This window comes from Sinomicrobium weinanense (assembly GCF_018863395.1).
Lineage (GTDB): Bacteria > Bacteroidota > Bacteroidia > Flavobacteriales > Flavobacteriaceae > Sinomicrobium > Sinomicrobium weinanense.
In genome coordinates this window covers 66849-79471 of sequence record NZ_JAHKRR010000009.1, presented here as the reverse complement: position 1 = coordinate 79471, position 12623 = coordinate 66849, and the positions used below count along the sequence as shown (strand labels likewise).

At 42.4% G+C, this 12623-nt stretch carries 15 protein-coding genes and 1 tRNA gene; 6 read left to right on the top strand and 10 right to left on the bottom strand.

The window, feature by feature from the left end:
• Positions 1-155 precede the first annotated feature (155 nt).
• Both folB and KN811_RS18515 read left to right on the top strand, forming a co-directional pair.
• Positions 156-539 (top strand): dihydroneopterin aldolase, encoded by a 384-nt coding sequence (gene folB, locus KN811_RS18520; RefSeq protein ID WP_187966415.1) that lies wholly within the window; start codon positions 156-158, stop codon positions 537-539.
• Between the two features lie 188 nt (positions 540-727).
• Positions 728-798, top strand: a tRNA-Cys gene (locus tag KN811_RS18515).
• Between the two features lie 118 nt (positions 799-916).
• On the opposite strand, the gene KN811_RS18510 is transcribed toward KN811_RS18515, so the two are convergent.
• From KN811_RS18510 to rnr, 3 genes are all read right to left on the bottom strand, one after another.
• A complete protein-coding gene (locus tag KN811_RS18510; RefSeq protein ID WP_187966414.1) occupies positions 917-1600 on the bottom strand; it encodes a LysE family translocator in 684 nt (227 codons plus the stop codon).
• Positions 1601-1612: 12 nt separating this feature from the next.
• A complete protein-coding gene (locus tag KN811_RS18505; protein WP_187966413.1) occupies positions 1613-2287 on the bottom strand; it encodes a head GIN domain-containing protein in 675 nt (224 codons plus the stop codon).
• A gap of 66 nt (positions 2288-2353) precedes the next feature.
• Positions 2354-4549, bottom strand: coding sequence for a ribonuclease R (gene rnr / locus KN811_RS18500; protein WP_187966412.1), 2196 nt, complete (start codon positions 4547-4549; stop codon positions 2354-2356).
• Between the two features lie 137 nt (positions 4550-4686).
• Here rnr and KN811_RS18495 point away from each other — a divergent pair, with 137 nt between their 5' ends.
• The 4 genes from KN811_RS18495 to KN811_RS18480 all read left to right on the top strand — a co-directional run bounded on the left by KN811_RS18495 (position 4687) and on the right by KN811_RS18480 (position 6787).
• Entirely contained in the window at positions 4687-4848 is a 162-nt protein-coding gene (locus tag KN811_RS18495) for a hypothetical protein (RefSeq protein ID WP_187966411.1), read from the top strand.
• 55 nt (positions 4849-4903) lie between these two features.
• The gene (locus KN811_RS18490; protein ID WP_187966410.1) at positions 4904-5143 is read left to right on the top strand and encodes a DUF2007 domain-containing protein; all 240 of its coding nucleotides are present in this window, start codon (positions 4904-4906) and stop codon (positions 5141-5143) included.
• 698 nt (positions 5144-5841) lie between these two features.
• Positions 5842-6276 carry a ribose 5-phosphate isomerase B gene (rpiB, locus tag KN811_RS18485; RefSeq protein WP_187965036.1) on the top strand — a complete coding sequence of 145 codons (435 nt, stop codon included), beginning with the start codon at positions 5842-5844 and terminating at the stop codon, positions 6274-6276.
• A 52-nt stretch (positions 6277-6328) separates the two neighbouring features.
• Entirely contained in the window at positions 6329-6787 is a 459-nt protein-coding gene (locus KN811_RS18480) for a GNAT family N-acetyltransferase (RefSeq protein ID WP_187965035.1), read from the top strand.
• A gap of 39 nt (positions 6788-6826) precedes the next feature.
• Here KN811_RS18480 and KN811_RS18475 read toward each other — a convergent pair whose 3' ends face one another.
• The 7 genes from KN811_RS18475 to KN811_RS18445 form a co-directional block, all read right to left on the bottom strand.
• Complete coding sequence (locus KN811_RS18475) at positions 6827-8029, bottom strand: exo-beta-N-acetylmuramidase NamZ family protein (RefSeq protein WP_187965034.1); 1203 nt, start codon at positions 8027-8029, stop codon at positions 6827-6829.
• 26 nt (positions 8030-8055) lie between these two features.
• Positions 8056-8739 (bottom strand): monofunctional biosynthetic peptidoglycan transglycosylase, encoded by a 684-nt coding sequence (mtgA, locus tag KN811_RS18470; RefSeq protein WP_187965033.1) that lies wholly within the window; start codon positions 8737-8739, stop codon positions 8056-8058.
• A gap of 2 nt (positions 8740-8741) precedes the next feature.
• Positions 8742-9857 carry an NAD(P)/FAD-dependent oxidoreductase gene (locus tag KN811_RS18465; protein WP_187965032.1) on the bottom strand — a complete coding sequence of 372 codons (1116 nt, stop codon included), beginning with the start codon at positions 9855-9857 and terminating at the stop codon, positions 8742-8744.
• Between the two features lie 157 nt (positions 9858-10014).
• Positions 10015-10194 carry a hypothetical protein gene (locus KN811_RS18460; protein WP_187965031.1) on the bottom strand — a complete coding sequence of 60 codons (180 nt, stop codon included), beginning with the start codon at positions 10192-10194 and terminating at the stop codon, positions 10015-10017.
• A gap of 59 nt (positions 10195-10253) precedes the next feature.
• Positions 10254-10460, bottom strand: a complete 207-nt coding sequence (locus KN811_RS18455; RefSeq protein WP_187965030.1) for a hypothetical protein — start codon at positions 10458-10460, stop codon at positions 10254-10256.
• A gap of 2 nt (positions 10461-10462) precedes the next feature.
• Positions 10463-11854, bottom strand: a complete 1392-nt coding sequence (locus KN811_RS18450) for a radical SAM protein (protein ID WP_187965029.1) — start codon at positions 11852-11854, stop codon at positions 10463-10465.
• Positions 11844-12587: a prolipoprotein diacylglyceryl transferase family protein gene (locus KN811_RS18445; RefSeq protein WP_216334948.1), complete on the bottom strand. Its 744-nt coding sequence runs from the start codon at positions 12585-12587 to the stop codon at positions 11844-11846. The genes KN811_RS18450 and KN811_RS18445 overlap by 11 nt, the downstream gene beginning before the upstream one ends.
• Between the last annotated feature and the right edge of the window lie 36 nt (positions 12588-12623).

Genomic DNA, 12623 nt, shown 5'->3' with positions numbered 1-12623 from the left:
GAGAACACCCCCCTGGCCCCCCTCAAGGGGGAAATAAAATTCTTTTAAAACAGATAAAGTTCCCCCCTTGAGGGGGGCCAGGGGGGTGTTAACAGATCAACATCGCTTTGTGTTTATTATTAATAGAACTACTTTTGCACTTTGATTAAAAGACAATGGGAATCATCAAGTTGACAAATATCCGGGTCTATGCATACCACGGGTGCCTGGTTGAAGAGGGAAAAATAGGCAGTGACTACCGCGTGGATGTCTCTGTGAAGGCCAACCTGCAACCTTCCGCAGGAACCGACAATTTAAAGGATACTGTAGATTATGTACATATAAACCGTATCGTAAAAGAAGAAATGGCCATCCGGTCCAAATTGCTGGAGCATGTCTCCAAGCGTATCCTGGACCGTATTTTTAACGAGATCCCCATAGCGGAGGAAGCTACGGTAGAAGTATCCAAGATCAACCCTCCGATCGGGGGTAATGTGGAAATGGTGACCATAGAAATGACCCTGCACCGGCACAACCATAAACAACAATCGGAATTGTAATATTCCAGGGTTGCAGGTTCGAGGTTTAAGGTTTGGATTTTCATTATACTGGTTGTTAATGTCCCATTCTTATACTCGAATACCCGAACACCCGAATACTCAAAATTAAGCTACATTCATCCCGGAATTCCCCGGAAGAATTTATTTGTTTTAAAAAATAAATTAGTAGATTTGCCGTCCGTAAGTATGGCACCGTGGCCGAGTGGCTAGGCAGAGGTCTGCAAAACCTTGTACAGCGGTTCGAATCCGCTCGGTGCCTCTTCTTTAAAGCATCCTCCGTAAACAGGGTGCTTTTTTTATGCGGTCTTCCACGGACCTCGTTGAGACGCACGGCCGTGCGTCTCAACAACGTTCAACCCAAAAAACCGCTTTGTTACTTACTTGCTGCGGATATCTTCTATGGCCTCCTTGATCTTTTCTTTTTCGCTGGGAAACAATCCCTGGATCACCAGGGCAATGCCAAATACCATCAGCACCACGCTTATAACGCGTTTTACTCTGTATATACGCCAGGGTGTGAGTTTTCCCCTCAGTTGTTTGGCAAGCAGGATCTTTATACAATCAATAAAGAGATAAACGACGATGATCGTCCCGAAAAAGGTGGTGATCCTGTTGGGTTCCATATCCAGCTTAGGCCCGAAAACAATAATGATCCCAAGCCAGAACCCAAGTACTCCAATGTTGATAAAATTAAGCAGAAAACCTTTGATATAAAGAGCGATATAGTTCTTTTTCGGGATGACAAAATCTTCCATATTGTCCCCATTTTTCTTAAAATCCCTTTTGATCTTTATAAACGAAATGATCCCGTAACACAACAGCAGGGCACCTCCGAAAATAAAAAGTGCAGGGTCGTCCTTGAGTTTTTCCAGGATCTGACTGGTACTGAAATAAGCTATGAGAATAAAGAAAATATCGCTGGTAACCACGCCGAGATCAAAAGATATCCCGGCCCTGAACCCCTTGAGCGCGCTGGTTTCCAGGAGTACGAAAAACACAGGACCTATGGTAAAGGCCAGTAATATTCCCCAGGGTATTGCCGCGAGTATATCCTCCGTCATCAAAACAATATTTTATTGTTCCACGATCTTTCCGCCGAGAAAGGTCTGCTTGTCTATGACTTTGGGATTGCCGTATATCCTGATCGTACCTCCTGCCCTCACTTTGGCTTCTACATATTCCGAAGCATTGATATAAGCCCTTCCCCCGGCATTGACCTTTACCGTGGTTTGTTCTGTTTTTAACTTGTCCCCTTCATATTGTCCGCCTGTACTGATATGTGTATCCTGGTTCTTGGCAGTTCCTTTTACATCCAGTATCCCGCCGGTAGTGACCTTTGTATTCAGCTTTTCAAGGTCTACAGTAATATCGATCTCCCCGCCTTCCTGTGCCTTGAGTTCCAGGTTGATCTGTTTAAAGGTTTTCGGCGAGGAAATAAAGGCATTTTCATTGACGTCTATAACACTCAGTTTCTGTTTAAAATGTATTTCCGCATAGGTTTTGTGACCGTTGAAGGTCTTTTTCAGTTTCATCCGTATCTTCAGGTTACCGTTATTATTGACCACCTCTACCTCGGAAGCATCTTCCCCGGAAACAATGACCTTGTTTTCGTCAGAAGGTATAAGTTGGGCAGAAATACCGTCAAAAACCTTTACCACATCGAATTTACCGGTTTCCTTTGTGATCTTTTCCTGGGAAAAACCGGTAGCAGTTACAAAAACCAAAACAAGAAAACATACCCGCTTCATAGCATTCATTTTTTAATTGTGATACAAAATTAATGCATTCATAAACAATAAGTATTCCAAAACCCGCTATTCTTCCGCTTTTCCGAGCAATTCAAAGTCCAGATGCCTCTTTATAGGGTCGGTACTCTTTACTTTTACCACGACCTCATCACCGAGCTGATACATGTTTTTGGTAACTTCCCCGACCAGGGCATATTGTTTTTCATCAAAGACATAATAATCGTCCCGGATATCCCTGATCCGTATCATCCCTTCACATTTGTTCTCGATGATCTCCACATAGATACCCCACTCGGTAACACCGGAGATCACGCCTACAAATTCCTGGTCCCTGCGATCTTCCATAAACTTGATCTGCATATATTTTATAGAACTCCTTTCTGCATTGACAGCAAGGTTTTCCATATTGGACGAATGGCGGCACCGCTCTTCGTACTCTTCTTCTTTTGCAGAATCACCACCGTCGAGATATTGCTGCAACAGGCGGTGTACCATGACATCGGGGTACCTTCGTATCGGTGAAGTGAAGTGGGTGTAATAATCAAATGCCAGCCCGTAATGGCCAATGTTGTGCGTAGTGTATTCTGCTTTGCTCATGGTTCTGATGGCCAGGGTATCGACCAGGTTTTGTTCTTTCCTGCCCTGTACTTCTTCCAATAAGCTGTTCAGAGAACTTGTAATGGTTTTTTTGCTCTTCATGTCAAGGGAGTATCCAAACTTGGAAATAACACCCTGTAACTGCATTAATTTTTCCTCATCAGGGTCGTCGTGTACCCGGTAGACGAATGTCTTTTCCGGTTTTTTCCTGCCGATAAACTCTGCTACTTTCCGATTGGCAAGCAACATAAATTCTTCTATCAGCTTATTGGCGTCCTTCGCTTCCTTGAAATAAACCCCGGTAGGGACATACGCTTCGTCCAGATTAAATTTCACTTCAACCTTGTCAAATGATATGGCTCCCATACTCATCCGTTTGGTCCGCATTATTTTAGCCAGTTTGTTCAGGATAAGTACGGCATCTGCAACTTCCTGCTCCACCTTGTATGCCTTGCCTGTAAGCGATACCTCCTTCGGTACTTCATTGCTTTCGCTCTCCAGCATAGCCTGTGCTTCTTCATAGGCAAACCTGCGATCGGAATAAGTAACGGTACGTCCGAACCATTGCTTTAAAACCTCGGCCTTTTCATTTATTTCAAAAACCGCGGAAAACGTGTATTTCTCTTCGTTAGGACGCAGGGAACAGGCATTGTTGGAAAGTATTTCGGGCAGCATGGGCACCACCCGGTCCACCAGGTAAACAGAAGTGGCCCTGTTATACGCTTCTTCGTCGAGCATACTTCCGGGAACCACATAATGGGATACGTCGGCTATGTGTATACCTACCTCATAATTGCCGTTGTCCAGTACCCGGAATGACAATGCATCATCAAAATCCTTCGCATCCTTAGGGTCGATGGTAAAGGTGAGCACATCGCGCATATCACGGCGTTTTTTGATTTCCTCTGGAGTAATGGAGGTATCGAGCTGATTGGCAAAGTGTTCTACTTCTTCCGGGAAGGTATAGGGAAGTCCGTATTCTGCCAGAATAGCGTGGATCTCCGTATCGTGTTCGCCTGGTTTTCCGAAGACCTCCACGATCCTTCCGTAAGGTGAATCGGCTTTATCCGGCCATTCTGTGATCTCCACCAGGACCTTATCCCCGTTTTCCGCATCGTTGATCTTGTTTTTAGCCACAAAAATATCGGTATACATACGGAAATCGGTAGGCAATACAAAAGCGAAGTTTTTCTGCATCTGTACGATCCCGACAAAAGCTGTTTTCTTCCTGGAAATGACCCTGGTGACCTCTCCTTCCAACTTTTTACCGTTCCTTCGCCGCCTGGGGAAGACATAAACCTCCACTTCGTCGCCGTGCAGGGCTTTGTTCAACAGGTTTGAAGGTACAAACACATCATTATCCAGGTCGTCGCATATCACGTAAGCATTTCCCCTGCCCGTAATATCCACGGTTCCGGTAAAATAGTTCAGTGAAGGTATAACGCGGTACCTGCCGCGTTCCACTTCTTCTATCTTTTTCTTTTGTTTTAATTCTCCCAGTCTTTTTATAAGCAGGTTTCTCCCGTTCGTATCGGTTATACCCAGTTTGGAAGCTATTTGTTTATAATTAAAAGATGATTTAGGATCTTTCTCCAGTACAGAAAAAATGCCTTTCGTAATTTCACTCTTTTTCTGTTTTTCTGTACGTTTTTTCTTTCTTGACATATAATCGTTTCTATTAAAGCTGAAAAATACGAATAATAATTGAAGTAGTTCCCAGGAAAAGGAAAGTTAAAATTATATTAAAATCAGTGTAACAATTCGTCCATATCTTCGTCTATATAAGTAAAAGCCACAGACTTTTGAGAAAAGTTTACAAAATAATAGCTGTTTTTATACTCATCCTCATCACGGGTGTACTGTCTTTTATGCACTATATCGACCGTTCCCTGGATGAAAAAGGAGCTGTAAAGGAAGTACCTGTTACCCGGGAAATCCCAGCTTACTACACTAAAATATTTTAGCAAATATCCGTCTATTTTTTTAATTTTATAAAGATTAACCGACAAATGGTTTTGTATGGAAGATTTTGTAGTGGTAGCGATCTTTACTTACCCGCACGAATATACAATACTGCAGCACCTTCTTGATGAAGAGGGTATTCCGCACGTTTTTGAGAACGAGACCATAGTTAACATCACGCCTTTCTACTCTAATGCCCTCGGCGGTATAAAACTCAAAGTTCACCGTGAAGACGCCGAAGCTGTTATCGCTATCCTGAAAAAACTGGACAATAACAATTCTCTGCGCATCGTCTGATATTAAGAGACTGTCAGGGTTTTATCATATGAAGAAAACGCCCCCTGACTTTCGTTTTACTTTTCCATTTCCCCATTCTTCACACCAGGGTTTTTCTAAAGTAATTAACAATACTTATAATAATCACTATAAATTCTTTTTTAAAAAAATATTTTTTGGAGGTTATTATAGGCTGTTAATTTGTAGCGTAAAATTTTAAGGTAAAACTTGACTTTGGGGTTTATTAAAAAATATCCCCGGAAATTAACAGCCTATTAAAGATGTAAAGGATTAATTTATACGGAGAAGTATAAAGTAATTAACAGTTGTCAACAACTGTGAACAGTGTGTTCTTTTTGATAAGTTGAGTTGTTAATAGTTGTTGATAACCCACTATTGAAACTTAATAACCGGGGAAGAAAAATTAAAAGAATTACTTTGCATTCTTTCATATGTAAATTGTATTGCAATATAAATCGATATATGCAAATTATTTTATTCCTAAATAGTCTATAAATATCAACAATCTATGTTAAATTACAATGAACTGAAAATTAATAAATTATAAAATTGAATTAACAAGGGTGTTTATAGATAAAGTTGTGGGAGCTTTTGTCAGCTTGTCGGGGTACTTTTGGTGAGAAAAGTTTAAATGACCTCGATATAAAGATAGCTTATTTAGTACCTTTGTATACTGTAATAATAAAACATTTGATACGATGAAAATATCCATAGGGAACGACCACGCAGGCACGGAATATAAATTTGCCGTGAAAGAACTCCTGGAAGAGATGGGCATAGAGGTAATAAACCACGGGACAAATGAGAGTTCCAGTGTGGATTACCCTGATTTTGTACATCCTGTGGCAGATGATGTTGAAAAATCTTTGGTAGATTTTGGTATTATTATTTGTGGCAGCGGAAACGGGGCATCCATGACTGCAAACAAACACCAGGGAATAAGAGCAGCCCTGTGCTGGACCAAAGAAATAACACAGCTGGCCAGGGAACACAACAATGCCAATATTTTGAGCATACCTGCCCGCTTTACTTCACTTCCGCAGGCCCTGGATATGGTGAAAACCTTTTTGAATACAAAGTTCGAAGGCGGAAGGCATGAGAACAGGATTAACAAGATACCGGTATCTTGTTAATAACTCTTTTATTTATTTGGTTTTGTAGAACATAATCGTTTATAGTTTTCTTATGCTTTCTATTTTTATAAAGACATTTGATGAACTTACTACCGGGGAATTATATGATATGCTGCAACTCCGATCGGAAGTTTTTGTAGTGGAACAGGATTGTGTATATCAGGATATCGACGGAAAAGACCGGAAAGCGCTTCACCTTATCGGTAAAAAGCAGGGAAAAGTAGTTGCTTATACCCGTCTGTTCCCGGGTGGCGGTTATTTTGACGAAGCCAGTATAGGCCGTGTTGTGGTAAAGGAAGAAGAACGGAAATACGGTTACGGGCACGACATCATAAAAGCATCCATAGCGGCTATCGGGGACCATTTTAAAGAGTACCGGATAAAAATATCCGCTCAGAAATACCTGATCCGTTTCTATGAAAAACACGGTTTTGTCCAGGTCGGGGAGGAATATCTTGAAGACGGCATCCCACATATTGGCATGATAAGGGATGCCTTGAACGTTGTTTAGACCCCAGATCGTTTAAAAGAGTTCAAATCACCTCAATTGCTAGGGATAAAGCAGGTAATTCTTTCTCATTTCTTTATATTTTTCAAGTCCTGCCTCCCAGGACTTTCGTATTTCTTTTTCAGGAACAGCATTTTCGATTTGTTTTCTGAACTCGTAATTACCCGCCAAATAATCTATATTACCGATCTGGTCACTTATGGAGCGATCGAAAAAATGTGCTTTATCAGGATGGTTTTTATAGAGTTCAATAATCCATTTCAATTCTATCTTTTTGCTTTTTACCAACTTCTTCAGATCAGTATTTCGCAGGTCTATACCATAACAGACTTCATTCATATACAGTGGCCTTTCGCTCATTCCTTTCTTGCTTACCGGTGTAAAAGAAAAGGAGTATATGCCCTTCAGATTAGGGCCGCCGATTACTGTAAACGGGTAATCCGTTCCCCTGCCATGATTAAGCGCAACACCCTCAAAGAGACAAGTAGACGGATAAAGCAGGATACTGGCCTCGGTATTCAGGTTCGGGGACGGGTTCACCGGTAGCTTATACAGCATATCGTGGTTGTAATTTTTTACCTTGACAATGGATAATTTGCATTTTAACCCGTTTGGGAGCCATTGTTCTCCATTGATCATTTGGGCAAATTCCGCCATTGTCAGTCCGTGGGCAATCGGAACAGGGAACTGGCCTATACCGGATTTTAACCGCATATCGAGTATGGGGCCGTCCACTAAATAGGCATTCGGGTTGGGCCTGTCCAGGATCAGGAACTCTTTATTGTTCCTGGCGCAGGATTCCATTACATTGCGCATGGCATTGATGTTGGTATAAAAACGGCATCCCACATCCTGTATATCAAAAATAACGATGTCTACATCCGAAAGGTCTTCTGCAGAAGGTTTCCTCTTCTTTCCGTATAAAGATATGATATGGAATCCCATAGGATCTATTTCGTCCTTAACCGGAGTTCCGTTGCTGGCATTTCCGCGAAACCCATGCTCCAGGCCAAATACTTTGACAACATTTATATTTAATTTTAAAAGACTGTCCACCAGGTGGGTATTTCCGATTATGCTGGTGGGGTTGGCTACTATGGCAACCCTTTTTCCTTTTAAGCGGGGGAGATATTTTTCGGTCTGTTCCGCACCGGTCTTTATCTGGTCATTGGCATATCTGATCTGGCCGAATGAAGAGTGACCGATCGATAAACAGGCAATTAGCAATACTATTATTTTTTTCATACTCCTTGATTGTTGATCTGTTTATTTTAAGGAAATTCCAGTCTTCCGTAATAACGCATCTGCCGGGTGATCCAGTTTATCCTTCCCTGGATATAGCCCGATGGCGGATTGGCTATATAATTTCGCGGGCTGGGCAAAATGGCGGCTATGGCTGCGGCCTGTCTTTTATTCAGGCTTTCGGCAGGCATATTGAACCAGTGTATAGCGGCTGCTTCTGCTCCGTATATACCATCGCCCATTTCTACCGAATTAAGATATACCTCGAGAATGCGTTCCTTGCTCCATAACAATTCTATCAGGAACGTAAAATAGGCTTCCAGCCCTTTTCGCAGCCAGCTTCGTTTCGGCCAGAGGAACACATTTTTCGCTGTTTGCTGGCTTATGGTGCTCGCACCTCTTAAATGTTTTCCCTTTTTATTGTTCTCATATGCTTTTTCAATGGCTTTGAGGTCAAAACCACTGTGTGTTGTAAAATTCTGATCTTCACTGCAAATAACGGCCAGTTGCAGGTTTTCGGATATTTTTTTTAAGGGGATCCAATCGTGTTTTATCACCACGCTCCTCCCCTCTTGTTTCTGTTCTATACTCCGTATTGCCATGAGCGGTGTAATATACACCGGGCACCACTTTAGAAGGAGCACTATTAAAAAGGATACGAGTACGAATCCGAAGATGCATTTTGCGGTAAATTTTACTATTCTTTTTATCATAATCAATCGGCCAATGCCGCCAGTTCTTTTCCAGTCCACGTGCCTATGGCAATGCCTATTCCTCCCAGTCGCACTCCGCAGTACACGTTGCCGGAAAGTGGCTTTACAATAGGGTCCTTGTGTTTTCCCACACCCATGATACCACTCCACCTTTGGTCTATTTCATAGGATGTGCCAGGCAATATAACGGTTTTCAGGATCTCTTCCAACCTGTCCTGGATAATCCTGGTCTCCCCGAATTCTATGGTGGTCTCCCCGCTGATATCGAGGTTCCTGCCACCGCCAAACAGTATTCTGTCCTGTATGTTGCGGAAATAATAATATCCTTTTTCCAGGTGAAAAGTTCCTTTTATTTTCAGATTTTTAAGAGGTTTGGTAACGAGTACCTGCGCCCTGGCAGGGAGAACATCTTCCTTTAACAGGTTGGATGCAAAACCGTTGGTGGCAATAAACAGTTTTTCGGTAGAAAACTCAAAGCGATCGGTCTTTACGGCCACTTTATTGCCCGTATCTTTGAAATCCAGTACCTCGGTGGCATTGAGTATACGGATGTCCTTACGGGAGCATAGTTTTAAGAGGGCCTGCATCATTTTCCCCGTGTTTATCTGCCCTTCAAAAGGAGTAAAAATATAGCGGTCCTGTATGCCCTGGAAACCGAATATGTTTTTTTTGACCGTAAAGACATCTTCATTGAATACCGGTTGCAACAGGCCGTTGATCCGGTCGATGTTCTCCAGACAGGCTTCAAAAAATTGGGGATTGCCTTTGAGAAACAATTCCTGTCCCCCGTATTGCCGATAGTCCATCTTCTTATCTCCTAAATTCTTTCGGAGCAATTGAAGGCCTTTCCAGCGCTTTTCTACGAGTTTTACCATGTCTTCTTCGGTAGAGGTGTTCAGATCGTCCAGAAGCTCGGAAATGCTGCCAAAACAGGCAAATCCGGCGTTTTTGGTGCTGGCACCCTGTGGAAGGATGCCTTTTTCCAGGACCAGTATTCGGGATTTCGGGTGTTTTTCACGAAGGGCAAGGGCGCAGTTGAGCCCTGTTATACCGCTGCCGATAATGGTAAAATCAATACCAGATAGCCATTCTGTTTTTTCCCAGTACGAGAGTTGCATAGGTTTAAAATTTAGGGTGGTACAAAAATTTTGTGGTACTAAGAGCATGTATATCGGAACCCGATCTGTACCGGAATACATCAGAAGTTCAAGTTAAGAAAATTATGCAATACCGGGGTGTTAAAATAAGAAATGGAAAGAAGGCCGGTAAACCTTACTATGAAGTTGCTTTTCGTATCAGTGCAATGGTAAGGCCGATGCCTACTCCGGTTATGGTGCCCAGCACAAAGTCCAGCCACAGGATATCTTCTCTTGTGGTCGTATGGTAGACGGTAGAAGCGATGATCCCGAACATAAAGATAAGGATGCCTGATAATTTTAAAAACTTGTTTTTCATTAAGTTAAATATATAAAAACTTAAAGTTCTGACAAGCCTTCTGACTTAAAAACAATAAATCACAGCATCATGGATCCGCATAAACCCAAACCAATAACCAGGTATACAGCGGCAAGAATGTAAAAGACTTTTGCCACTGTTTTACGTTTTCTGAAGAGGATACCGATAATGGCAAACAGAACGGGCGGGCCGAACATAATGGCCAGAATAAAATATAAGAGCATCTCAAAGCCTTCTCCGTTTACGGTTAATATTAAGTTTTGCATAATCAGATAGTGTTTCTCAGTTCTTCTAAAAGTGTTTGTTTGTCATCCCTGTAAAACAGGTTCATGGTCTCGAACGGGATGATCTTGTAGTCTTTGTTTACAATATGCACACAAGATTTTTTAATGGCCCTTACATCAAAATTATAAGCATCGATGAATTGCATGATGATCACCCGGAACAGATTGTCGTAACCTAAATCCGGGGCATCGATACCGGGCAGGCAACACATGATCGATTTTAAATTGTTTTCAGCAGATTCTACCGAATTTCCCGTACTGAAAAGTTCTATCATTTTGCCCTGGAGGTTTTCATCCTGTTCATATACAATGGTATTTTTACTGTTGTCCAACAGGTCTGCGGGATTGATATAGCGGGTCAACGGAAAGACACTTCCGCCGAGTTTAAGCGCGTATCCCATGACCAGGGCATCGGGGTTGCAGGGAACGGGAATAAGGTCGTCTTCGTTAAAAACATCGGTTTGTTCCAGTATTTTCCTCCGGGTCTCGGTAAGCGTGATCCTGTTTAGCCCGGCATCGAAATGTTCTGTACGTCCGGCTATTTGTGTAGGTTGGAAGGTAACTCCGCGAACACATTTCTGTTGAAGCCCGTAGTCTATGATCTTTCCCATTTCGTGATCGTTCAGCCCTTTTTGTAAAGTAACGACCAGTGTGGTTGACAGATTGACCTCGTTGAGGTTTTCAATGGCCTGTTCCCTGATCCTGGTGAGGTCGGCCCCCCGCAGCGTATGGAGCGATTCTTTTTCGAAAGAATCAAACTGAAGGTAAAGCTCAAAATCGGGGGTGTAACTTTTCAGCCTTTCGGCATAGGCTTTGTCTTTGGCAATTTTAATTCCGTTGGTGTTTACCATTAAATGCCTTATCGGCAGGGTTTTGGCATAATCCAGTATCCTGAAAAAATCGGGGTGTACGGTAGGCTCGCCACCACTGATCTGCACCACATCGGGTTCTTTTTCATTTTTAACAATGGTATCCAGCATTTTTTTTACCTCTTCAAAAGAGCGGTGCCTTCCGTAATGTGGTGATGATTCTGCATAACAGGTCGGGCATGTTAAATTGCAGCGGTCGGTGATCTCAACGATAGTCAGGCAGGAATGCTGTTCGTGATCGGGACACAATCCGCAATCGTACGGGCAGCCATAATGCGTTTTGGTATTGAAAGTATACGGCATTTCGGAAGGTTTGTTGTAGTTGCGTATGTTCTTGTAATACACCACATCATCGGCTATCAACACCCTGGAGTTTCCGTGTTCGGGGCACCTTTTCAGCATAAAGACATTATTGTCCTCAAAAACGATCTTCGCATCGATACGCCTCAGGCATTCCGGGCACAGGCTTAAGGTAAAATCGTAGTAATTGTACTTTCTAACGGGCATAAAGAAGAGGTTTTAAAAAGATTTTTCGATAATATAGCAAACAAACAATACAAAGCCATTGAACAGAGCTCAGGCCCAACACAAAAAACAGGTTGGGTTTTAAAAATTCCATAAAAAAACGGAAACCGAAATAGGCGATCATAAAGTATTTAAAGAGTTCTCCGGATTGGAGTATTATATGGGTCTTTATGTATTTCAATCCGGTGAAGAGGATCAGCAGAAACAACAATTCATAAAGGGCCAGCGGATGCCGGAGCAGTCCGTCACCCAGGTCCATCCCCAGGAAGAACGAGGTTTCTTTTCCATAGGTAAATTCATCTATACCCGATAAAAAACAACCGATCCTGCCGATAAAAATGCCGGAAATAATGGGAAATACGAACAGATCGCCCGAGGACCGGGTTTCGCCAATGATCTTTTTAGCAATTTCAACACCCAGCAAACCGCCAAACAAACCGCCCATAATGGTCTTGACATTCAGCAGTTGAATAAAAGAGATCTCATTGATGATAAAAAAAGGATTTTCCAAGGCTCCAACAATCCGGGAGCCCAGGAATGCCCCGATGGCTGCCCCGAGTATAATGGATAGCCTGTTGGTGTTGCTGATGGTATCGTTACTTCTTTTCCTCAGAAACAGATAGTACCGGAAAGCAACAAAAAAGGCCAGGTATTCCAATACCAGGTGGATGTTTATGGAATAACCGAACAGGTTAAAGGAAAAAGGAATTTCCAATGCTGAGTTTTGAATAAAGATAACAATTCCTTCAAA

Coding starts and splice junctions, on each gene's coding strand:
- KN811_RS18505 (WP_187966413.1), bottom strand. CDS start 2,287: ATGAAGCGGGTATGTTTTCTTGTTTTGGTTTTTGTAACTGCTACCGGT.
- KN811_RS18480 (WP_187965035.1), top strand. CDS start 6,329: ATGCTTTCTATTTTTATAAAGACATTTGATGAACTTACTACCGGGGAA.
- KN811_RS18455 (WP_187965030.1), bottom strand. CDS start 10,460: ATGCAAAACTTAATATTAACCGTAAACGGAGAAGGCTTTGAGATGCTC.
- KN811_RS18490 (WP_187966410.1), top strand. CDS start 4,904: ATGGAAGATTTTGTAGTGGTAGCGATCTTTACTTACCCGCACGAATAT.
- KN811_RS18450 (WP_187965029.1), bottom strand. CDS start 11,854: ATGCCCGTTAGAAAGTACAATTACTACGATTTTACCTTAAGCCTGTGC.
- KN811_RS18475 (WP_187965034.1), bottom strand. CDS start 8,029: ATGAAAAAAATAATAGTATTGCTAATTGCCTGTTTATCGATCGGTCAC.
- rpiB (WP_187965036.1), top strand. CDS start 5,842: ATGAAAATATCCATAGGGAACGACCACGCAGGCACGGAATATAAATTT.
- folB (WP_187966415.1), top strand. CDS start 156: ATGGGAATCATCAAGTTGACAAATATCCGGGTCTATGCATACCACGGG.
- KN811_RS18510 (WP_187966414.1), bottom strand. CDS start 1,600: ATGACGGAGGATATACTCGCGGCAATACCCTGGGGAATATTACTGGCC.
- rnr (WP_187966412.1), bottom strand. CDS start 4,549: ATGTCAAGAAAGAAAAAACGTACAGAAAAACAGAAAAAGAGTGAAATT.
- KN811_RS18460 (WP_187965031.1), bottom strand. CDS start 10,194: ATGAAAAACAAGTTTTTAAAATTATCAGGCATCCTTATCTTTATGTTC.
- mtgA (WP_187965033.1), bottom strand. CDS start 8,739: ATGATAAAAAGAATAGTAAAATTTACCGCAAAATGCATCTTCGGATTC.
- KN811_RS18465 (WP_187965032.1), bottom strand. CDS start 9,857: ATGCAACTCTCGTACTGGGAAAAAACAGAATGGCTATCTGGTATTGAT.